The organism is Neotamlana sargassicola (assembly GCF_020523965.1).
In the GTDB taxonomy this organism is placed as follows: domain Bacteria; phylum Bacteroidota; class Bacteroidia; order Flavobacteriales; family Flavobacteriaceae; genus Neotamlana; species Neotamlana sargassicola.
Genome location: NZ_JAJAPX010000003.1, coordinates 315,752 through 340,597 on the forward strand (window position 1 = coordinate 315,752; position 24,846 = coordinate 340,597).

The following is a 24,846-nucleotide window of genomic DNA, read 5'->3' on the forward strand; positions in this document are numbered from 1 at the left end:
AAGTCAACCAAAATAGCCAATGAAAAAAGTACTCATTCTTTTCGCACATCCCAAATTTGAAAAATCCAGAGTCAATGCAACACTCATCGACCGAATAAAAGATAAGGCGCACGTAACATTTCATGATTTGTATGAGCATTATCCCAACTTTCATATTAATGTGCAACAAGAACAAGAGTTATTACTTCAACACGATATTGTTATTTGGCATCATCCGTTGTATTGGTACAGTAGTCCAGCCATTTTAAAGCAATGGCAGGATTTAGTTTTAGAATTTAATTGGGCATACGGTCCACACGGAAAAGTATTGCAAAATAAAACCGTTTTTAATGTTATTACTACTGGTGGATCTCGCGAAGTGTATTGTACGGAAGGCTATAATACCTATACAATAAATGAATTTTTAAGACCTTTTGAACAAACTGCTACATTGTGTGGTATGAATTATTTACCACCTTTTGCTGTTATGGGAACGCACCATTTATCTAAAGAAGATTTATTAGGTTATGCCAACCAATACGAACAATTAATAGATTTGCTACAAGGTGATTTTTATGCAACCCAGCTATCTAATTGTTTTTTCTTAAACGATTTAGAAATTTTAACCGCGTAACATATGTCTGGAAGTTTATTATTTGAAGCGATTGTTTTTCTTGCTGGTTCCATTATTTGTGTATCGATAGCAAAGCGATTAGGATTAAGTTCGGTAATTGGATATTTATTAGCTGGTGTTCTTATTGGTCCTTATGTGTTCGGGTTTATTGGTGAAGAAGGCGAAGATATTTTACACTTTGCAGAGTTTGGTGTTGTAGTAATGCTGTTTTTAATTGGTCTAGAAATTGAACCAAAAAATTTCTGGAACATGCGAAAATCTATACTTGGTATGGGTGGAATACAAGTGGCATTAACAGTAGGTCTAACTTATGTGTTCTTTGCATTTTTAGGTTACGAATGGCAGGTTGCACTCGCTATTGGTATGGCTGTAGCACTATCATCAACCGCAATTGCATTGCAAACTATAAAGGAAAAAGGATTAATGAATACCACCTTTGGTTCTAGCTCGTTTTCCATTTTATTATTCCAAGATATCATTGTCATATTTATGATTGGTGCTTTACCGTTATTAAGTAACTCTTCGGAACATACAAGTGATGAAGCATCACATTCGGCATCAAGTTTAATTCAAAGTTTACCAATAGGATTACAAACTTTAGCTATTATTTTATCGGTAGTCCTTATTGTTTTGGCTGGTCGTTTTATAGTTGTACCAATGTTACGCAAAGTAGCACAAACAGGTGTTAGAGAGTTGTTGATTGCAGCTGCGTTTTTAATAGTATTTGGGATTTCTTACTTAATGGAATTTGTAGGCTTAAGCCCTGCATTAGGTGCCTTTTTAGGTGGTGTGGTATTATCAACAAGTGAGTTTAAACACGAGTTAGAAAGCACACTGGAACCTTTTAAAAATCTACTACTCGGACTCTTTTTTATGGCAGTTGGTGCCTCTATTAATTTTGTGGTGATTGCTAATAGTCCGTTAACAATTGGTGGTATTTTAATCGCAATTATTGCTATAAAAGCATTGGTGCTATTCATTACTGGGCGTATTTTCAAATTAAAACTCGATCAAAATGTATTGTTAACTTTTAGTTTAGCTCAAGTAGGTGAGTTTGCATTTGTATTGTTGTCGTTCGCCTTTCAGCTTAATATTTTAGAGCAAGAACAAATGGATATGATGTTAGTAATTACAGCAGTATCTATGTCGTTAACACCAATTTTAGCAGTAATCAATGAGCGGCTAATTCTTCCGAAAGTAGGTACTAAAGAATCTATTAAACGACCAATGGATCATATCGCTAAATCGCAAAAAGTAATATTAGTTGGTTTTGGGCATTTTGGTAGTACGGTTGGACGATTTTTGCGTTCTCATGGCGTAGAAGCTACTATTTTAGATTTCGATTCTAATCGTGTCGATTTCCTTCGTAAAATGGGATTTGAAGTATATTATGGTGATGCCACACGAGAAGATTTGTTGGAATCTGCTGGAATTGCCGAAGCTAAATTGCTTATTTGTGCCACAAACAAAGTTTCTGTAGCTAAAGCCATTAGTAAAATTGTAAAAGAAAAATATCCGCATGTTGAGATGTTGGTGCGTACTAAAAACCGTTACGATGCTTACGAGTTATTAAATCTTGATGTAACTAATATTTACCGTGAAACTTTAGATACGTCTTTAGCGTTGGCGAGTGATGCACTTAATAAATTAGGGTTTAGAAAATATACTTTAAACCGTCAAGTGCAGAATTTTATTAAGTATGATGAAGCCAGTTTAAGGCGGTTAGCTTCTGAACCTAAGCGGGAAGAAGACTATGTGTTTATGGCGAGAAAAGAAATAGAACAGCAAGAAAAATTGCTTGAAGATGACTTTAAACGAGGCATTGTAGCCTACGATAATCATTGGGATAGCGAACATATAAGAAAGCAATTAGAAAAATCTAGTGAAGCGTAAACTTTTAAAATTTTTAAACCGAATGGTGTTAAGCATCGTAATAGTTGTCGCTGCAATCGCATTGATTGTGGTGTTATTTGTACAATTTAGTCCTCAATTTGGCGGAAAAGCATCTAAAGAAGCAATTGAAAGTTATAAAAATTCTAAAAATTATAAGGATGGTGTATTCAAAAACACCAAAGATGTTAAACTCGATATGAGTTTAAAAGATATGGGTAAGGCCTTAATGGGTTTTTTTAAAAGTCAGCCAAATACAAAACCAGAACACGATTTACCTTCAACAAAAATTGATTCTTTAAATATTGCTAATTACAAAGGTGATACACGGTTAGTTTGGTTTGGGCATTCAACATTTTTACTGCAAACACAAGGTAAAACTATTTTAATAGACCCTATGTTAAGCAGTGTTCCTGCGCCACATCCAACTTTAGGAAGTAAGCGTTTTTCTCAAGAATTGCCAATTACAATTGAACAATTACCAAAAATTGATGCCGTACTAATTTCTCACGATCATTACGATCATTTAGATTACGAATCGATAAAGGCTTTAAAAGATAAAGTTGGTCATTTTTATATGCCACTTGGCGTTGGTGCGCATTTACTTGAATGGAAAGTTGATAAAAACAAAATCACAGAACTCGATTGGTGGGAAGAAACTACATTTAACGATTTTAAATTTGTATGTACACCAGCTCAACATTTTTCTGGTCGCGGATTATCCGATAGAGCTAAAACACTTTGGTCGTCGTGGGTAATTCAATCCAAAAATGACAATATTTTCTTTAGCGGCGATAGTGGTTATGCCGATCATTTTAAAACAATAGGCGAGAAGTACGGTCCGTTTGACTTCGCAATGATAGAATGTGGCCAGTACAACGAAATGTGGCCAGACATACATATGTTTCCTGAAGAAACTGTTCAAGCAGGTTTGGATGTAAATGCAAAAAAAGTAATGCCTATACATTGGGGCGCGTTTAAACTTGCAATGCATACTTGGACAGATCCTGTAGAGCGCTTTATTAAAGCCTCAAAAAAAGAAAAAATAAACGTTATCGTTCCAAAGATAGGAGACCTCATCTATATAAATAGTTTAGAAGAAAATGAGGGTTATAAATTTTGGTTTGAAGGCTTAGATTAATTTTAGTTATCTATCATATTATTTTCAATAACTCTAGCGTCCAGTAAAAACTTCATTAATAACCATATAGAACCAATATGGCAAATTAGTATAAGGGTGGTTAAAGTTCTCTCAAAAAATACAAATTCATTTATAATACTAAAAATGAGTTGAAAAAAATATGAAATAACTGAAATAAGTAATACAACACCATTATGATAAATACCTTTTAAATAAATAATTCCAGCAGAAATAAAATAAATAATAAAGCTAACAGTGGCAATTATTGTTAAAATTAAATGTAAGTCTGGTAATTCGAAAGATAAAACTTTTAAAAGTGAAACAAGAACATATAAAATTAGACCTAAGCTTAAAAAAGCAGATGTAGATAATATGGATTTTAGCTTCCCTTTATGCAAATAACTTTTAGCCATTAAAATATAGGAAATTATGCATAAAATAGTTGAAATGGAGATATAGGTATAATACTTTTGAAAATTATCAAAAATTAAAATATCAGAAATGAACGTAAAAATTAACCCTAGAATAAAAAAAGGGTTTAATTTATGTGTAGATAAGATTATGTATTTTAAAGCGATGCTAATAATGATGACTGGGACACTATAAATTAGATGATATTTTATTGAAAATAAGCTGAACCATAAAGAAATTAAAAAAGACAAAATTATTATGCCATTTAAAATTTTAATTCTCTTTGGATGGTTAGGTTTAGTTGTATTTTCTTTCGTAATCAATATTTGGAAAAGTTTTTCTTTCATTAAATATATCAAAATTCTATTCTAAATTAAATTTATAATTGTTAAAATAGTAATGTAAATAATGCGATCATATTTAAGAATATAAGATAAGAAAAACACCAAGCATAATCCCAAAAAGTGGCACCAATTTTTTACGTTTGTTTTTTTCTTTAAAAACAAGTCCACCAACCACAACAGCTATTATTATTTGACTTCGTTTTATCGCAGAAAGTAACATGATTAAAGCATCAGGATCTTGCAAAGCTTTAAAGTAAAAATAATCAGCAGTTTGTAGCAAAATACCAACCGCAATAATACTCCACCTAAACTTAAATGCACTACGTTTGTGCTTGTAAGGAAACCAAGTAAAGCATAAAATAATTATTAAAATAAAAATGGTATAAAAGCAGAACCAAAATTGTAATGTTTGCGGGTTTAAGTTTAAATTCTGAATTAAAAACTTATCGTATAAACCGCTACTAGCACCTAAAAAAGTAGCCGCAATTATCGCAAATATCCACTTATTTTTTTTAAATATAATACCCTCTTTTTTACCAATTTTTGAATATAATATAACCGACAAAATAATTAGAAAAAAACCAATCCACTGGAAAAAATTAGGTGATTCTTTATAAATTACTAAAGCACCAATAAATGTAAAAAAGGGGCCAGCAGAACGAATAGGAGTAACTATAGTTATTGGCAAATGCTTTAAAGCTTGATAGGCCAATAACCATGAGCCCGCCATGATAATTGATTTTATAAAAATATAACCATGCTGTTGCCAACTTATAACTTGAAAATTATACCCTTGGCTAACTGCATAGTTTGGGTAAAAAATAGACAACAAATAAAATGTGGCTATAAATATAAAACCACTACTAACCGTGCCTAATAAAACAGGAAAGGCTTCGTTGCCTTGTACCGCATGTTTTTTACACAAGTTGTGTAAACCTAAAAAAAGTGCTGCTAAAAGTCCTAAATACATCCACATAATGACGGCGAATATAAGTTTTTATGGCATTTTAGCAGCGCTTAATATTATAAGTTTTTATCTATTTATATAAATCCAACCAACGCGTGGTTTACTACCATCTTTAAGGTTAAGAATGTAATAATATGTTCCAACAGGTAGAATTTTGTCTTTTTGAATGGTAACACGACCATTAGAAATTCCATCCCAACCATCGGCATTAGTATAACCATTCTTTTTAAATACAATATTACCCCAACGATTATATATTTCTAGCGTATTGTTCGGGTATCGCTCTACACAATCAATATACAATGTGTCGTTAACACCATCGCCGTTTGGAGAAAATTCATTATAAACAAAAGTACATTCTGCTGTTACAGTAGCGCTGTCGGTGTTATTAGATAAATTGGTGTCCATTCCACCATCAAAACTATTAATAGTAGCCGTGTTTTCGTAATCTCCAAAACCTAATACTTCAACAGTAATCTCTAAAATATGCACATCGCCTTCGTTTAAAACAGAAATAATCCATTCGCCATTAAAATCATCATAATTACCTGCTGTAGATAGTGCTGAAACAAATTCATAACCACTAGGAAGTACTTCTTCTACAACAATGTTTTCAGCAGTAACAGAACCTTCATTGGCTACGGTTATGGTAAAAATTACCTCATCACCAACAACAGGCTCTAAATTATTTACCGTTTTTTCGATACTTAGGTCTGATGAACCTGAGAATATACTTAAAGTAGGGTCTTCAAAGTCACCATCATTATCTATATCAATATTTGTATCAATACTTGGGTCGTCAGAATCTTCATTAATTGTGGTATTCGAATTAATAACTGTAGCATTAACATATGCTGTATTTATAACTTGCATAGCATCAATATCTGCAGCTGTAATTATATACTCTGCTGTTGTTACAAATTGTTCTCCTGGAGCAAGCACATTTATGGTATTGTTACCTGTAATTGTTGCTGTAGGATCCGTAATTATAACGTTTAATAAAGTTACCGTTCCTGTATTGGTTACCGTAATGGTATAGGTTAAAATATCTCCAATATTTTGATAGGTATTAAAATCTACGGTTTTAACAACATCTAGATTTGCAGTTTGCTGTAACAATGTAATTGTTGCATCATCTGGATTACCGTCTTGATCTGGATCGTCGTTGGTTGGGTTGTCCGGATCATCTGATACATCTGAAATCGTATCGCCATTACTATCTTGAGCTGTAATTGTTGCACTATTTGTTACAAAGCCATCATCTAAATCATTTTGTGTTATAGTATGAGTGGCCGTTATGGTTACAGAATCCCCAGGTGCCAAAGTAGCAATTACATTTGGCATAATGCTTCCTGCATCTGCATTAGCATCGCTAACGATTAAGTTAGATAACGTTACATTACCAGTATTGGTTACAATAAGCGTATAGGTTATAACTTCTCCAACGGTATCGAAATTACCATCTTGGGGTGCATTGGCAGATTTAGTTAATTCTAAACTTGGACTTTGAGTTATGGTTGTTATTGTAGCATCATCTGGGTTTCCATTGCCATTTATATCATCATTTGCAGTGTTATCTGGGTCGTCAGAAAGATCAGAAATATCATTACCAAAAGGATCTGTAGCAGATACCGCTGCCGTATTAGAAACCATTCCAGCATCTAAGTCTGATTGTGTAATTGTATGAGCAGCATAGACATTAACAGATTCGCCTGGTAACAAAATTGTAATACTTGATGGCGAAATACTACCAGCATCTGCATTTTCATCTGTAATTACAATATTTGTTAATGTAACATTGCCTGTGTTAGTAACTGTTATGCTGTAAGTGATGACTTCATTTAGAGTGTCATAATTACCATCAGGTGAAGCTATACCTGCTTTAGAAATATTAATGCTTCCGTTAGTTGGCAAGCTTGTAGTAGTTATATCATCTGGGTTTCCATCATTATTAGCATCAACGTTTGCTGGGTTATTCGGGTCGTCTGATTTATCAGTAATAACATTCCCATTTGGATCTTGTCCTGAAACTGTAGCAGAATTATTTACGCGACCAGAATCAATATCAAACTGTGTAATAACGTAAGTAGCTGTAAACGTTGTATTGTCTATTTCTTCAGGTGCTAAATCTATAGAACTTCCATTAACATTTACCAAAGGATCTGATATGCTAATGTCTGTAATGGTTAAGTTTCCTGTATTTGTTACTATAAACGTGTAGCTAATAGTTTCTCCTACTTGGGTTAAACCATCACCATTTTCATCGTTAAAAACTCCTATTTTTTCCAGTGATAATTCTGCTTGTCCTGTTAATGTAGTCACGGTTGGATCGTCTGGATCGCCATCGCCATTTAAATCGATGTTGTCTGGGTTGTCTGGGTCATCAGAAAAATCACTTACATCCGTAACAATGCTACCATCAATATCATTACCAGTAACTAGTGCGGTATTGGTTAAATTACCCGAATCAATATCATTTTGTTGAATGGTGTAAATAGCCGAAAATGTGGTGCTATCAACCTGTGCTGGTGCTAAATTTATTGTATTGCCAGTAACAGGCACTATTGGATCTGTAACTTCAACGTTAAACAACGTAACATTCCCTGTGTTTCTAACGATAAACACATATGAAATAGTTTCTCCTGCTTGTGGAATACCATCACCGTTTTCATCGTTAAAAGTTCCTATTTTTAATAAGGTTAATTGTGGTTCTCTTAATAAAGTTGTAATCGTAACATCGTTGTTATTGGAAGTTGTAGGGTCGTCCGATTCGTCTGAAACAGCGTCTCCATTTGGCGCATTACCAGAGGACAAAGCGGTGTTTTCTACAAAACCATTATCTACATCGGTTTGGGTTAATGTGTAAATTGCTGTGAATGTTGTAGAATCTGTTTCTCCAGGATTTAAATCTATAGAACCGCCATTAACAGTAACTAACGGGTCGGTAATTGTAATATTAAAAATAGTAACATTACCCGTATTAGAAATATCAAAAATGTATTGAATTGTTTCACCTACTTGAGCTAAACCATCACCGTTGGAATCTATAAATATTCCTGTTTTCTCAAGGGTTAATTCTGGAGTTGCATTTAAAAGTGTTATAGTAGCATCATCTGGATTTCCATTTCCGTTTACATCTGTATTTGAATTGTTATTTGGATCGTCTGAAATATCTGAAACAGTATTCCCAGAAGGATCTTCGCCAGTAACTGTAGCAGAATTTGATATACTTCCAGAATTTAAATCGGCTAATGTAATGGTATAAATGGCATAAAAAGTGGTGCTATTTTGCTCTGTTGGCATCAAACTAATTGGGCCACCGTTAACATTAACCAAAGGATCTGTAATTGTAATATTACTAACAACAACATTACCCGTATTTTCTACAGAAAAATTATAAGTTATGGTTTCACCAACTTGTGGGATTCCATCATTATTTTCATCGTTAAACGTAGCTGTTTTTTCTAAAGCTAATGCTGGTACTTGCTCTATGAGCGTTGTAGTAACATCATCAGGATCTCCATCGCCATCTAGGTCATTATTGGTCGTGTTTTTAGGATCATCAGATGTATCATTAATGGTATTACCAAAAGGATCTTCACCGGTTACTGTGGCTGTATTATTTACTTCACCTGCATTTAAATCGTTTTGAGTAATGGTATGAGAAGCATTCACAATAGTAGATGCTCCTGGTGCCAATGTATTAATTAGGGCAGGAGATATACTACCTAAATCGGCATTAGCATCAGTAATTGTAATATTAGTTAGAGTAACATTACCAGTGTTCGTTATGGTTAATTCATAATTAATAATTTCACCAATAGTATTATAGCTTCCATCTGTAGCAGGAAGCGCTATTTTAGTTAAGCTAAGGCTTCCTGTTGTTGGTATTACTGTTATTGTTGGATCATCCGGTTCACCATCGCCATTACTATCTTGATTATTTGGGTTATTCGGATCGTCTGATGTATCGGAAATTGAATTTCCATTTGGAGCATTACCACTAACAGTTGCAGTATTTGTAAAAGAACCGTTATCAATATCATTTTGAGTTAATGTATAGGATGCTGTAAAACTGGTATTATCATTCTCAAACGGGTTTAATGCTATTGGGCCGCCAACAACTGTAGCTAAAGCATCTGTAACTGTTATATTAGAAATGGTAACGTTTCCAGTATTAATAACGTTAAATACATAACTAATAGTTTCGCCAACTTGAGCAATACCATCGTTGTTTTCATCTTGAAATACACCCAATTTTTCAATACTAATTTGCGAATTAGAATTTAATGGTGTAATGGTAATATCGTCTGGATCACCATCACTATTAGAATCTGTGTTAGTAGTATTATTTGGATCGTCTGATACATCAGTTATAGTTTCACCGTCTGGGTTTGTGCCAGTAATTACTGCAGAATTCGAAATTTCACCATTGTTAATATCATCTTGTGTTAAAGTATATACTGCACTAAATGACGTATTATCTATAGCATTTGGCTCTAAGTTTATAGGACCACCATTTACGGTTACCAACGGATCGTTAATTATAAGGTTTGTTAAGGTTGTGTTACCTGTATTTTGAACCGTAAAATTATAAGTTAATGTTTCATTTACATCAGGGAAACCATTAGCATTTTCGTCATTAAACGTTGCTGTTTTTAACAACGAAACTCTAGAGCTTTGTGATAAACTTGTTATCGTAGCGTCGTTATCATCAGCAGTTGTAGGATCGTCCGACTCGTCTGAAACATTAGTATTACTTGGTGTTACACCAGATGCTGTTGCTGTATTTAATACATTACCATTATCTATATCACTTTGTGTTAATGTATAAATTGCAGTAAATGTTGTATTGTCACTCGTATTTGGGGCTAGGGTAATTGGGCCACCAGTAACAGTTACATTGGCATCTGAAATTACGATATTAGAAATAGTAACATTGCCTGTATTAATAATATTAAATGTATATTCTATAGTTTCACCAATTTGTGGTAAACCGTCATTATTAGCATCAATAAAAACACCCGTTTTATAAAGCGTAAGTTCTGGGTCTTCTGTAAAAGTAAATATGGTTGCATCATCTGGATCTCCATCTCCATTATTATCGCTATTTGTTGTGTCGTTGGGGTCATCAGAAGTATCACTTACAGCATTGCCATCAGGATCGTTACCAGAAACTGTTGCAGAATTTGTTAAACTTCCTGAATCAATATTAGCCTGTGATATAACGTATATCGCCGAAAATGAAGTACTATCTATCTCATTTGGTGATAAATTTATGGGTCCGCCATTAACAACAACCAAAGGATCTGATATTGCAATATTGGTAATTGTTACATTTCCGGTATTTTCAACTGTAAAATTATACGTTATGGTTTCATTAGCTTGAGGAAACCCGTCTCCATTTTCATCGTTAAATGTTGCCTCTTTCAATAAAGAAAGTGCAGGTGTTTGATTTAGTGGGGTTACAGTAGCATCATCTGGAGTAGTTGTATTTGGGTCGTTTGAAACAAAGCTAACTAATGTCCCACACGGGTCTGTAGCTGTAATTGTTGCGCTATTGATCACTTCACCAGCATCTAAATCTGCTTGAGAAATTACATGAGTTGCCGTAAAGGTAGTTGTTCCGTAAGCGGGAATTGTTGGAATAGAAGTTGGTGTTATACTATCTGCATTCGCATCGGTTAGTGTAATATTGCTTAATTCAACTTCAGATGTGTTTTCAACTGTAATTTCATATTCAATAACTTCTCCTAAAGCATCATAACTTCCATCTGTTGCCGCTAAGGCTATTTTTTCAACTCTTAGTGTTGCTTCAGGACTTATGGTAACAGTATATGTATACGCATTACCCACACAACCTAAATTGCTTGTTGCAACCACCGTATAAGTTACCGTTTGTATAGTACCAGAAACATTGATTAAAGTATCAGAAATTAAATCTGAACTAGTCGGTGTAGTTGTTTCTCCAGAAATATTCGGATTATCTGTAGCATACCATGTAAATGAACTACCAGGAACATTAACATCTGTATTCAAATCATGGTTTAGTGCCACATTACTACAAGTATCGTCACTTGGAGCATTAGTATTATAAGGCTCTGGGTTAACGGTTACTTCAATATCGAAGGTATTACCAGAACAACCATCACTGTTAAATGGCGTTATAGTGTAAATTATAGTTTGAGAAGTACCACTAATATTGTTTATAGCATCATTTAAAATAGTCCCATTTCCCGCATTTGCTCCTGTTAAGTTTGAGTTAGAGGAAACAATCCATTCAAAATTAACATTAGATAATGAGGTTAAAGATGTTAAGTCAAAATTTAAAGGTTCATCACTACAACTTGTAGTGGTAGTATCTTCTATCTCGAGGGTAGAAGTAACATCTATATTATATGTGTAAGTATACACAGATGTATTTCCAGCACAATCTGTATAGGTAAATGTATAAACTTTTTGACCATCACATACCGGATCAGTATTTTCAGTGATTACAGGTGTAATTTCGGCTCCACAATTATCTACAACCACAGGTGCTGTTGGTTGAACAGCTTCATCGGTACTGGATACAGTACTAGAATCATTTGCAGGTACAATTGGGCTTATTGTGTAATCAATTGTATAAGTATAGGTGTATTGTGCTGTATTTCCAGCGCAATCTGTATAAGTAAAAGTATATATTTTTTCACCTTCGCAAACTGGATTAGTATTTTCTGTAATCACTGGAGTTATAGTATTACCGCAAGCATCAATTACAACTGGTGCTGAAGGTTGTACTACCTCGTTTAAGCATTCAACAGTTTCAGCGCCATCGGCATCTGTAATAGTAAATGCAGGTGTATCGATGGTGTACACATAAGACCAAGTATCTGTATAACCCGCGCAATCTGTATAGGTGTAAGTATACGTTCTAGTACCTTCACAAGTTAATGGATCAGGGTTTTCAGTGATTACCGCTGCTGAAGGCGTTAAAGTATTACCACAAACATCAGTGACTGTTGGTAGTGTAAAGGTCTCAGTAGCATCTGCTATACAATCTACAGTTTCAGCGCCATCGGCATCAGTAATGGTAAATGCAGGTGTATCGATGGTGTACACATAAGACCAAGTATCTGTATAACCCGCGCAATCTGTATAGGTGTAAGTATACGTTCTAGTACCTTCACAAGTTAATGGATCAGGGTTTTCAGTGATTACCGCTGCTGAAGGCGTTAAAGTATTACCACAAACATCAGTGACTGTTGGTAGTGTAAATGTCTCAGTAGCATCTGCGATACAATCTACAGTTTCTGCGCCATCGGCATCTGTAATAGTGAATGCAGGTGTATCAATGGTGTACACATAGGCCCAAGTATCTGTATTACCAGCACAATCTGTATAGGTGTAAGTATACGTTCGAGTACCTTCACAAGTTAATGGATCAGGGTTTTCAGTGATTACCGCTGCTGAAGGGGTTAACGTATTACCACAAACGTCGGTTACTGTTGGTAGTGTAAACGTTTCTGTCGCATCTGCTATACAATCTACAGTTTCAGCGCCATCGGCATCAGTAATAGTGAATGCAGGTGTATCAATGGTGTACACATAAGACCAAGTATCGGTGTTTCCAGCGCAATCTGTATAGGTATAAGTATACGTTCGAGTGCCTTCACAAGTTAATGGATCAGGGTTTTCAGTGATTACCGCTGCTGAAGGGGTTAACGTATTACCACAAACGTCGGTTACTGTTGGTAGTGTAAAGGTCTCAGTAGCATCTGCTATACAATCTACAGTTTCAGCGCCATCGGCATCAGTAATGGTAAATGCAGGTGTATCGATGGTGTACACATAAGACCAAGTATCTGTATAACCCGCGCAATCTGTATAGGTGTAAGTATACGTTCGAGTACCTTCACAAGTTAATGGATCAGGGTTTTCAGTGATTACCGCTGCTGAAGGCGTTAAAGTATTACCACAAACATCAGTGACTGTTGGTAGTGTAAATGTCTCAGTAGCATCTGCGATACAATCTACAGTTTCTGCGCCATCGGCATCTGTAATAGTGAATGCAGGTGTATCAATGGTGTACACATAGGCCCAAGTATCTGTATTACCAGCACAATCTGTATAGGTGTAAGTATACGTTCGAGTACCTTCACAAGTTAACGGATCAGGGTTTTCAGTGATTACTGCTGCTGAAGGGGTTAAAGTATTGCCACAAACATCCGTTACTGTTGGTAGAGCAAAAGTTTCCGTTGCATCTGCGATACAATCTACAGTTTCAGCACCATCGGTATCTGTAATAGTGAATGCAGGTGTATCAATGGTATACACATAGGCCCAAGTATCACTGTTTCCAGCGCAATCTGTATAGGTATAAGTATACGTTCTAGTACCTTCACAAGTTAATGGGTCAGGGTTTTCAGTGATTACCGCTGCTGAAGGGGTTAAAGTATTACCACAAACATCAGTGACTGTTGGTAATGTAAATGTCTCAGTAGCATCTGCGATACAATCTACAGTTTCTGCGCCATCGGCATCTGTAATAGTGAATGCAGGTGTATCGATGGTGTACACATAAGCCCAAGTATCTGTATTACCCGCACAATCTGTATAGGTGTAAGTATACGTTCTAGTACCTTCACAAGTTAACGGATCAGGGTTTTCAGTGATTACTGCTGCTGAAGGTGTTAAAGTATTACCACAAACGTCGGTTACTGTTGGTAGTGTAAATGTCTCAGTAGCATTTGCGATACAATCTACAGTTTCAGCACCATCGGCATCTGTAATAGTGAATGCAGGTGTATCAATGGTATACTCATAGGCCCAAGTATCTGTATTACCAGCGCAATCTGTGTAGGTGTAAGTATACGTTCGAGTACCTTCACAAGTTAATGGGTCAGGGTTTTCAGTGATTACTGCTGCTGAAGGTGTTAAAGTATTACCACAAACATCAGTGACTGTTGGTAGTGTAAAGGTCTCAGTAGCATCAGCGATACAATCTACAGTTTCAGCGCCATCGGCATCTGTAATAGTGAATGCAGGTGTATCAATGGTGTACACATAAGCCCAAGTATCACTGTTTCCAGCGCAATCTGTGTAGGTGTAAGTATACGTTCTAGTACCTTCACAAGTTAATGGGTCAGGGTTTTCAGTGATTACTGCTGCTGAAGGTGTTAAAGTATTACCACAAACGTCGGTTACTGTTGGCAATGTAAATGTCTCAGTAGCATCAGCGATACAATCTACAGTTTCTGCACCATCGGCATCTGTAATAGTGAAAGCAGGTGTATCGATGGTATACACATAGGCCCAAGTATCTGTGTTACCCGCACAATCTGTATAGGTGTAAGTATACGTTCTAGTACCTTCACAAGTTAACGGATCAGGGTTTTCAGTGATTACCGCTGCTGAAGGGGTTAAAGTATTACCGCAAACATCGGTTACTGTTGGTAGAGCAAAAGTTTCCGTTGCATCTGCGATACAATCTACAGTTTCAGCGCCATCGGCATCAGTAATAGTGAATGCAGGTGTATCAATGGTGTACACATAGGCCCAAGTATCTGTATTACCAGCGCAATCTGTATAGGTGTAAGTATACGTTCGAGTACCTTCACAAGTTAACGGATCAGGGTTTTCAGTGATTACCGCTGCTGAAGGCGTTAAAGTATTACCACAAGCATCCGTGACTGTTGGTAATGTAAATGTCTCAGTAGCATCTGCGATACAATCTACAGTTTCAGCGCCATCGGCATCAGTAATAGTGAATGCAGGTGTATCAATGGTGTACACATAAGACCAAGTATCTGTATTACCAGCACAATCTGTATAAGTATAATTATATGTGATTGTTCCCTCACACGATACTGGATTTGGGTTTTCAATAACATCGATACTTGATGGTGATAACGTATTACCACAAACATCGGTAACTGTTGGTAGTGTAAACGTTTCTGTCGCATCAGCGATACAATCTACAGTTTCAGCGCCATCGGCATCTGTAATAGTGAAAGCAGGTGTATCAATGGTGTAGACATAAGCCCAAGTATCGGTGTTACCCGCACAATCGGTATAGGTGTAAGTATACGTTCTAGTACCTTCACAAGTTAATGGGTCAGGGTTTTCAGTTATTACCGCTGCTGAAGGCGTTAAGGTATTGCCACAAGCATCCGTTACTGTTGGTAGAGTAAATGTCTCAGTAGCATCTGAGATACAATCTACAGTTTCAGCACCATCGGCATCTGTAATAGTGAATGTATCAATGTTAATGGTTATATTTTGTTGAATACTAGAATTATTACCACAAGCATCAGTAATAGTGTAGGTACGAACAATATTAATAGGGCAGTATCCAGAATCATTATCAATACTTGATACTGTTAAATTAGCGTTCGAAGTAAAATCATCTGAAATTGTAATACCTAAGCCTTCTAAAGCAGCAACTGTTGTCACTGCAGGTGTTGCATCAGAGGCCACACAACCCGTTTCTGAAATATCGGACAATGTTCCAGAAATACTTGGTGCTGTAATGTCAATATTTACCTTATGAACCGGGGAATACGATGTGCTACAAGTACCACTTTGAACTATAGCTCTAAAGTAAGTGTCTTCAGTTAAAGCGCCGATGGTACTACCAGATAGCGTTGTACTTGTTTCAGCAATTGTTGTAATACTACTAAAACTTGCACTGCTAGATTGCTCCCAATTAATAACATCGCCAATAACATTAGATAGAGTAATATCTGCAGGAGTGTTTCCAGAACAAATTACTTGGTCCGGACTAATTGTTCCGCCATTACTTTCAGGATATACCGTAACAATAATGTCAAAAGTTTCTCCGTCGCAAGCAGAACCATCTTCTATTGTCGCGGTATAAGTTATAATAACGGGGTTAGCCGTTGTGTTAACATATGTATCCGTTATGTTGTCTGAAGATGCCGTTGTTCTGTTAGGACCAGGAGGCACGTTAGCAGGGTCTGATGAAGATACAGTATACGTTACATCGAAAGATAATCCTATGTTTAAGGTTTCATTAGAACAGACATCTTGATTCAAATCTGGAAATGGTGGTGATACAATTTGTAATCTAACTTCAAATCTAGTAGGATTTACACAGCCTGTATTAGTATCGGTTATTTCAGCATAAAATGAAAATGGCGGATCTGTACTTGGCGTTACTGTATTAACCGTTGGATTAGTAACTGTATTTCCTCCAGAAGGAGCATCATACCAGGTTAAAGAGGTATTGGCATTTAATGTTATAGCATCGTTTGCAAATAATTCTTGTGTTCCAGTTTGGTCGTCGCAAACAATAATATCGTTATATGTAGCCGGTGTAGGGAATGGGTTTACTATTACTGTTTCTGAATTTGTTAAAGTTGATGAACAGTTGGTTGTAGAATCCTGAACTGAAACTAAATTTATTGTAATATTCGACATTACGTTGTTAAACACTACCGTAGCATCACCTGAATTATCCAATGAAACTGTTTCATCTGGATTTCCATTAATGTTGTAGGTAACCACAGCATTTGGCGTTCCTGAAATATAAAACTCGGCATTATCACCTTCGCAAATATCAGAATTTGTGGTTAATGCATTTATAACTGGTAAGCTGTTTACAGTTACAGTAAAAGCATTTGAAGGGTTAGAGGTACAACCGTTGGCATCGGTAACTGTATAAGTTATGTTAGTTGTTCCTGTACTAACACCAGTTACATCTCCATTGGAGTCAATAGTAGCAACAGCAGGGTTTGACGAATTCCAACTTATAGTTCCAGAAGTTCCAGGAGTTAAGGTAATACTACTATTTATACACACTTCATTATCACCAGTAATATCTGCAGCAATGGGTAGTGCATTTACTGTAATTGTTCCTGTGGCACTAACAGTATTACAACCTCCAGTTAAAGGAATATCGTAATTAAATACACCAGATTCTGAGGGTGTTCCTGAAATTGTTATCACGTTGGAAGACCATGACGCCGTTACTCCCGCTGGCAACCCTGAAGGCGAACCAATTCCTGTAGCCTGCGTTGTAGTATGCGTAATATCTGTAATTGCTGTGTTAATACACACTGTTGGCGTACTAGAAGGTGGAGATGCAGTATTACATGGGTTTATAGTAACATCTTCATTTAAATCATCGGGGAGATTATTAGTTTCGTTAATAATATCGTCAAAATTATATGTAACAGTATTGGTTACCGTGCCCGAAGCATCGTCTTTAGCACGTGCGACAATTTGAAGTTCGAAACGTTCTCCTGGTTGAATGGTAGCAATAGTCCAATCTGGAGAAGACCAGGTTGTTCCTGCATCGGGAGTTGCACTTACTAAATCGAAGGCTGTTGGTAACACATCTGTTATTACTAAATTAGTAACTTCGTTAACCGAGAAGCTTTCTGCTGTAATAGTAAATGTTACATTACTCCCTGCATCAATAGGATCTGCATCATCTGTTTTAATAATTTGTATATCTGGGTCACAACTGTAAAATGATACAATATCTGAATCATAAGTACAACCTCCAAAATCTGTAACTCTAACAAAATATTCGCCAACACCGGTTAATGAAGGATCGAAGGTTGCAGGGTTACCATCGGTATCAACAACTATATTTCCGTCTTTGTACCATTCGTATGCAAAAAAACCTCCTGAAACTTCTGCTAATGATGAACCAGGAAAACACCCACCACCAGTAATTGTTAATTCAACTTCAGGCACTGTATCAAACCCAGAGAAGTATCCCGCTAAACCAGCATTACTTCCTAGAGACATAAAGGTACCTACGGCAATAGGACCAGGTGTTATTACTGAAATTTCACCAGAAAGCCCGTTAACGTAGAATGTTTTCCAATCTGTAGGTACGCCATTTTCTAAAACAGCTATTGAAGCTGGCGTCGTGATTTGAACACCATCTTGATAAATCTCAACATCAGAGTCGTTGGTTAATGCAGAAGCTATAATTGTTAGAGCAGACTGGTTTGAGAATGTTCCGGCTATTCTATCTATTTCTGAAATTTCGCTTAATGAATTTGGTAATAAACAATTTACTGGAGCAATAAAATTCATTCCAATTGTTTGAATACGATTAACTTGTCCCCCTAAACATTGAAATGCATAAGCATTTTTTGATGTAGTTACATACATGTTGGAACCAGCAGTATTGCCTGAATAAAAGGATCCGGGAATTTCTAGGTAATCACCATTATTAATAACACCTACAAGTGTTCCGTTGGCATAAACCTCTGTATCGTTAAATGTACCAACAATAATAGGGAATTCGGTACCATCATTTGCGTCACCATTTCCTCTAATAAACACATATTCTTTACCTAAAAAATTAGTAGGTACAGGCTGGTCTATACCAACATCTCGCGAACCAGAAGTGCTACTTATTCCTGTGTTTAAACCGCCATTGGCTATGGCAATAGGTTGAGTAGAAGTAATTGTTGCTCCGAGCCAACCATCTATATTTGCAGCATTAGCTGTTGCATTTACACCCGCTTGGTTTCTAACAACTTCCAATACATAAGTTTGACCCGCATTTAAAGTTACATTAATAACATCGTTTGTTATACCGTCTGGATCAATGCCGTTTCTAAACACACAGTCGGGGTCGTAACCAGAAACGGTTACAACAGTACCATCAACCGTAGCCATAATACCTAAACTTGTACTTGAGTTTACATTATTATGCTTGTTAGCGATTCCTCCCCATCTAAAATCGGTACCTAGCGCTTTCGTTCCTTTACATGTTAACGAACCCGCTTGAGCACTGGAACGCCCTCTGTAATTTACATAAAAATTTTCACCACCGGGAGCTTCAAACCTTAAACCAGAACTACTTAAAACTTTACCTGTATTGGTATTAGTTACTAGAGTTATGTTGTTGTTGCTATTAGTTAAACCATTTGTACTATCTATAATAAAAGGGTTACCGTTAGACAGGCTTGGTACAGTTAACCAAGGCGTTGTTGATGTACCTCTGTAAACATTTACAACAAAAGGTGTTGTTTCCGGTGTAGATAAATAAATGGCTTGCTGAGCGATAGCCGCGCTACTTTGGTGTGTAGCACCATTATTTGAACCCGAGGTTTGCTTTAATGGCGGTAGGTAATGCTGACTATCTAATTGTGCAAAAGTTTGAAAAAATGAAAGTAATACAAATTTTAAAATTAGTATTTTTCGTATCATAGCTATGTAATTATTCTTATAACATTAAAGTTATAAAATTTAAAATTGATTTTTACCTCAATTCGATGAATCCTTATTTACTGTAGATAAGACTACAGTTTTACTAGTTAAGTGTTAGAACCAAATTTTATGAATAAGTCACATTATTATTAGGCCAGTTAGCCTTATTACAGCTGTTATATAAAGGATTGAGAGACATGAATCGATAAATTACAATACCGAAATTGTAAAGACTCATTCACGTATAAATTTTAAATTATATTGAATTCGTACTACAAAAAATTTAGTTTTTATCTCTTCGTTATTTTAAGTCTATAGAATACATATTGTTATTAGTATACCACGCTTAAAAATTACCAAGGGCAACAAAAAATAATTATTGAAACTGTCTAGATGACGAAACAAAAAAACTTTAGAATAGTTCCGTTTTAACAAGCTCAAAATAACTATCGCTTACAGGAATATTGTGCTTGCTAATTTGTAAAATTCTTCCTGTTAAAACCGATACTTTTTGCTTATTTACAATGTAAGAGCGATGCACACGCATAAAAATTGAATCTGGTAATGTTTGTTGCAGTGTTTTTAGCGATTGATGGCTCATAATCTTTTTATTATTCAAGTAAAAATTAACATATTCACTATCGCTTTCAATAAAAAGAATATCATCAAAGTGTAATTTGTGTAAATCGTAGCCAGATTTAACGGTTATCGTATTTTCAATTAAAACAGATTCTTTTTTATATTTATTAACGGCTTGCAAAAAGCGCTCAAAAGTAATAGGCTTTAATAAATAATCAAGCACATTTAGTTCGTAGCCTTCTAAGGCATATTCAGAATAGGCTGTAGTAAATATTACTTTTAAATTAGTATCAATTATTTTGGCAAAATCGGTGCCTTTTAATTGTGGCATTTGAATATCTAGAAAAACAAGATGTACTTGTCCTGCTTTTAGAGTTTGTATGGCATCAATAGGGTTCTCAAAATCATCAACCAATTCTAAAAAATCAACCTTATCAATGTAAGATTTTATTAAGGTTCTTGCTAATTCCTCATCATCAATTACAACACATTTTATTTTAGTCATATCAACTTTAATTGCAAATTAATCTTAAAATTAGTTTCGTTTTCAACTATTTTTAAGCTGTGTTTATTAGGATACAAGATAGCTAATCTTTTCTTTACATTTTCTAATCCAATTCCACCAACACCGTCTTTTACTACTTTATTTTGTGGTTTACTATTTTCCACGTCAAAATTAATTTCTGTGCTGGTTGCAGTAATATTAATATTTATAAAAGCGTTATTTCTATCATCAATATTGCTGTGTTTTAAAGCGTTTTCAATAAAAGGAATAAACAACATTGGTGCTACGTAAGCTCCATTGTTTTCAATATTTAATTTAATTGAAATGGGATATGATTTACTACTTTTTAATGCGAATAATTTCAAGTAATTCTCAATATATTCAATTTCTTTTTTAATTGAAACAACTTCTTGCTCACAATCGTACAAAACGTAACGAAGCATATCGGATAAATTAATGATACTTTTTTGAGTTTTACCTGTATCTATGCCTGCTAGCGTATATATGTTGTTAAGAGAATTAAATAAAAAATGCGGATTAATTTGCGATTTAAGCAGCTTTAATTCGTTTTCCAAATTTACATTTTGGGCTTTTATAGTTTCGGCTTCTTTTTTCTTTAAATGATTAAAAACTTCCAACGCCAAAGCCAAACTAAAAGAAATTCCCAAAATTAATACATTAAACAAATAATGAGAGGGTGGCTGTCTGGGACCAGAATCGTGCGGTGGCCCAGGGGCAGGCATGTTATTAATAGCATGGGGTTCCATAGGAATTTTAAAGAACCACGTTACTATAAAGGCTAAAACCATAACACAGCAAACAGAAACTATAGTAAATAGGGCATACTTTTTTGTAAATAATAGCTTTGGCGCAAGTACAAAAATAAGTAGATAAATAAGGAGCACTTGAAATAGAAAAATTACCAAATTTTCGTTAATCCAAGTGGTGTTTAATGTTTGGTTAAACCAAATAACTAGGCCTATTACCAACCATAATGCAACCTGTACAATAAGTCTATTAAATTTATTCATAGCACAAAGTAACGTAAAATAAAATCTATGCGTAATCATTTATAGCCCAAAACCAAATGATAAATAAAGTGCTCACAGAACAATATAAGCTGTTTACTTAAAACTTATCAGCATTCATTGAAAACATCATAATGGTATTTATCTTTTATAGACTTTTACGGTCTAAATGTAAATTTAAAATATTAAAATTATGAAAATGAAAAACCTAAAATTAATTACTGCAATAGTAACTGTATCGCTATTTATAGCTTGTAAGTCATCATCGGAAACCGAAAATCAAAGCAGAAATACGCAACGTCAACGCGGCGGACAACCAAATGCAGAGCAATTAATATCTGAAATGGATGCCGATAAAGATGGTAAACTTTCGGAAGCAGAAGTAAAAGGACCATTAAAAAATGATTTCGCTACCATAGATACAAATGAAGACGGTTATTTATCGAAAAGCGAAATTGAAAACGCGCCAAAACCAGAACGACAAGGTGGAGGAGAAGGAAGACCATCAAGAGGTTAGAAATAAATTAAATAAATCACTTTTTAATTAATAACCTACAAACATGAAAAACTTAATATTAAGATATAAAGCAAACTATTTAAGCGCTCTTTTATTAGCATCGGTAACTTTTTTTACGTCATGCTCCAACACCGATAACGACGACAATGTGGAGGAAAGCACCAGCGATGATGGTATTGACACAAATTCATATATTCTTGTTGTTGATACTGGTGTAAATGGTGTGTTTTTAATAAACCATGATGGCGACGAATTAGTAGAATGGGATTTAGATGGCGAAGAATTGGGTGATGAAGCCGAACTTTTAGATGACGGTAGTTTAATTGTAGAATTAAAATCGTCTAATTCCACAATTTCATTTGGTGGTTATGGCGGTAAGTTTAAAAAAATAAATGCTGATAAAACTGTAGATTGGGAAATTTCATATTCCGATACAGATTACAGAGCACATCATGATTTTCAATACTTATCGAACGGCAATTTGCTGTTTTTAGTTTGGGAAAGAGTAACCGCTACCGAAGCCGAAGCTATGGGCTTTGAGGTAAACCAAGCAATATATCCAGAAGCAATTGTAGAGTTAAATCCGCTTACCGAAGAAATTGTGTGGGAATGGCATGCAAAAGATCATTTAGTACAAGAATACGACAGTACTAAAGAAAATTATGGCGTTGTTGTAGATAACCCAAATAAAATAAATGTTAACTATAACAGCAGTCAAACTGATGGTGACATTATGCACGCTAACGGCTTAACATTAGATGAAACAAATGATTTAATTTATGTTACCGTAAATTATTATAGCGAAGTTTGGGTAATAGACCATAGTACAACAACTGCAGAAGCAGCAACAAGCACTGGAGGAAATTATAATTTAGGAGGCGATTTGGTTTACCGTTTTGGAAACCCTTTAACGTATAACAATACAGGTGAAGTAACACTAAACCGTGTTCATTATCCTAATTTATTAGATACCGGTAATATGCTAGTGTACTCGAATAATATTTACAACGGACAATCGGCAGTTATTGAATATGAATTAAATCCGCCTTACGAATTAGTGGCAGGTCAAGATAACGAACCAACGGTTACTTGGGAGTTTACCGATAGCGATTTATATAGTTTAACAACAAGTAGTGCCGGCAGAATGAGTAACGGAAATACCTTAATTGGAGAAGGAACAGCAGGAACTATTTGGGAAGTAAGCGAAAGTGGCGAAGTGTTATGGAAAAACACAAATTTTAGTGCCATTTGGAGAACCTATCCTGTAGATATTGACGCACCAGCAGTAACAGCTTTAGGCCTTTAGCCTAACAGTTAGTTGTAATTCTAAATAAATAATGAATTACGTTTTTTATTAGTCTCAAAAGCTTCGCATTTTATTGCGGAGCTTTTTATGTTATAACTAGAAATTTTTAGTCTCAATATTAATTTGTTTTACCTCCTCAAAAATAAGTTAATAGAATGTTTATAAGTATTAATTTTACTACTTATTTAAAAATCAAACTTTCTTATTTTAGTAAATAAATTTTTTATAGATGAGGATATTACACATTACAGATTTGCATTACACAAATCAAATTGGAGGAAGAACTAAGCAAAAAAAATTGTTAGATAATTTCTTTAATGATTTAGAAAAAAATGTTAAAAAAATTGACTTTGTAATATTCTCAGGTGATTTAGTTCAGAGAGGTGATAAAATTTAAGATTTTGAATTGGCTAAAGTTAATTTTCTAGATAAAATTGTAAAAGTAGCTAAAATAAATAAAAAAAATATTTTCATATGTCCTGGAAATCATGATTTAGACCGAAGTGTGGTTTCTAAATCCTTAATAAAGTATTTGGATGAAGAAATTGACGATAATGATAAATTAAATGATTTATTTAAAAAAAATAATACTGATCTAATTAACAGTCATAGACCGTTAGAAAACTACAGGAACTTCGTAAATGCTTATTTTAAAGAATGTACTACGAGTTCTTTAGACTACGTTGAAGAAATGTATTCAACGCATGTAAGAAAAACTGATTCAGGTAAAATTGGATTCGTTTGTTTAAATACCGCATGGAGATCTGTAGGGATAAAAGATGATAATAACTTATTATACCCAATTAGTAAGGTTGATGAGGCTTTAGACAGAATAATTTCTTGTGATATAAAAATTGTTTTACATCACCATCCATTAAAAGATTTACGTCCATGGAATTTATGGAAAATTGAAGATTTACTTCACAAAAGATTTGATTTTATGTTAAGTGGTCACATTCATAAAAACAATTTGAGCCTAGACTTAACACCTAATGATGGAGTAATCAAATTAGGGTCTTCTGCTAATCTATCGTTTGGAGCAGATTCTCAAATAGGATATACTTTAATTCATTTGGATTATTCTGAAAATAACTTTAGTGTTGATTTCCGCATGTATGATATAAAAAATGAAGTTTTTTATTCATTAGATTCAAGGAAATATACTATTCCAACAAACGATGTATTTGCCAAACAAAATGAATTAAGAAAAAACATTAGAAGACGATTTTTAGAAGAACTTGATGATTCAAAATCTCTTTTTGTAGAAAATAATAGTAAAGAAAAACGCAAAGATTTATTACAATTAAGTACTAACCCCGTTCTTAAAGAAAAATCTATTTCTGAAGTTTTAAATGATGATACCAGTC

At 34.8% G+C, this 24,846-nt stretch carries 10 protein-coding genes and 1 pseudogene; 6 read left to right on the forward strand and 5 right to left on the reverse strand.

Annotated elements, in window-relative coordinates:
* Positions 1 to 19 precede the first annotated feature (19 nt).
* The 3 genes from LG651_RS09345 to LG651_RS09355 are packed head-to-tail and all read left to right on the forward strand — an operon-like array spanning position 20 to position 3,644.
* Positions 20 to 613, forward strand: coding sequence for an NAD(P)H-dependent oxidoreductase (locus tag LG651_RS09345; protein WP_226695869.1), 594 nt, complete (start codon positions 20 to 22; stop codon positions 611 to 613).
* A 3-nt stretch (positions 614 to 616) separates the two neighbouring features.
* Entirely contained in the window at positions 617 to 2,506 is a 1,890-nt protein-coding gene (locus LG651_RS09350; protein WP_226695870.1) for a monovalent cation:proton antiporter-2 (CPA2) family protein, read from the forward strand.
* A gap of 22 nt (positions 2,507 to 2,528) precedes the next feature.
* A complete protein-coding gene (locus LG651_RS09355) occupies positions 2,529 to 3,644 on the forward strand; it encodes an MBL fold metallo-hydrolase (RefSeq protein ID WP_226695871.1) in 1,116 nt (371 codons plus the stop codon).
* Between the two features lie 2 nt (positions 3,645 to 3,646).
* On the opposite strand, the gene LG651_RS09360 is transcribed toward LG651_RS09355, so the two are convergent.
* The 5 genes from LG651_RS09360 to LG651_RS09380 all read right to left on the reverse strand — a co-directional run bounded on the left by LG651_RS09360 (position 3,647) and on the right by LG651_RS09380 (position 21,659).
* On the reverse strand, positions 3,647 to 4,402 hold the full coding sequence (locus tag LG651_RS09360) for a hypothetical protein (RefSeq protein ID WP_226695872.1): 756 nt from the start codon (positions 4,400 to 4,402) through the stop codon (positions 3,647 to 3,649).
* Positions 4,403 to 4,475: 73 nt separating this feature from the next.
* Complete coding sequence (locus LG651_RS09365; RefSeq protein WP_226695873.1) at positions 4,476 to 5,375, reverse strand: EamA family transporter; 900 nt, start codon at positions 5,373 to 5,375, stop codon at positions 4,476 to 4,478.
* A 57-nt stretch (positions 5,376 to 5,432) separates the two neighbouring features.
* On the reverse strand, positions 5,433 to 19,544 hold the full coding sequence (locus tag LG651_RS09370; RefSeq protein ID WP_226695874.1) for an HYR-like domain-containing protein: 14,112 nt from the start codon (positions 19,542 to 19,544) through the stop codon (positions 5,433 to 5,435).
* Positions 19,545 to 19,956: 412 nt separating this feature from the next.
* Positions 19,957 to 20,628: a LytR/AlgR family response regulator transcription factor gene (locus LG651_RS09375; RefSeq protein ID WP_226695875.1), complete on the reverse strand. Its 672-nt coding sequence runs from the start codon at positions 20,626 to 20,628 to the stop codon at positions 19,957 to 19,959.
* Positions 20,625 to 21,659 (reverse strand): sensor histidine kinase, encoded by a 1,035-nt coding sequence (locus LG651_RS09380; protein WP_226695876.1) that lies wholly within the window; start codon positions 21,657 to 21,659, stop codon positions 20,625 to 20,627. Before LG651_RS09380 ends, LG651_RS09375 begins: the two co-directional genes overlap by 4 nt.
* Before the next feature lie 196 nt (positions 21,660 to 21,855).
* Here LG651_RS09380 and LG651_RS09385 point away from each other — a divergent pair, with 196 nt between their 5' ends.
* From LG651_RS09385 to LG651_RS15875, 3 genes and pseudogenes are all read left to right on the forward strand, one after another.
* A complete protein-coding gene (locus LG651_RS09385; RefSeq protein ID WP_226695877.1) occupies positions 21,856 to 22,173 on the forward strand; it encodes an EF-hand domain-containing protein in 318 nt (105 codons plus the stop codon).
* A 43-nt stretch (positions 22,174 to 22,216) separates the two neighbouring features.
* Complete coding sequence (locus LG651_RS09390) at positions 22,217 to 23,479, forward strand: aryl-sulfate sulfotransferase (RefSeq protein WP_226695878.1); 1,263 nt, start codon at positions 22,217 to 22,219, stop codon at positions 23,477 to 23,479.
* Between the two features lie 229 nt (positions 23,480 to 23,708).
* Positions 23,709 to 24,431: pseudogene (locus LG651_RS15875) on the forward strand (metallophosphoesterase family protein); the annotation flags it as partial.
* Positions 24,432 to 24,846 lie beyond the last annotated feature (415 nt).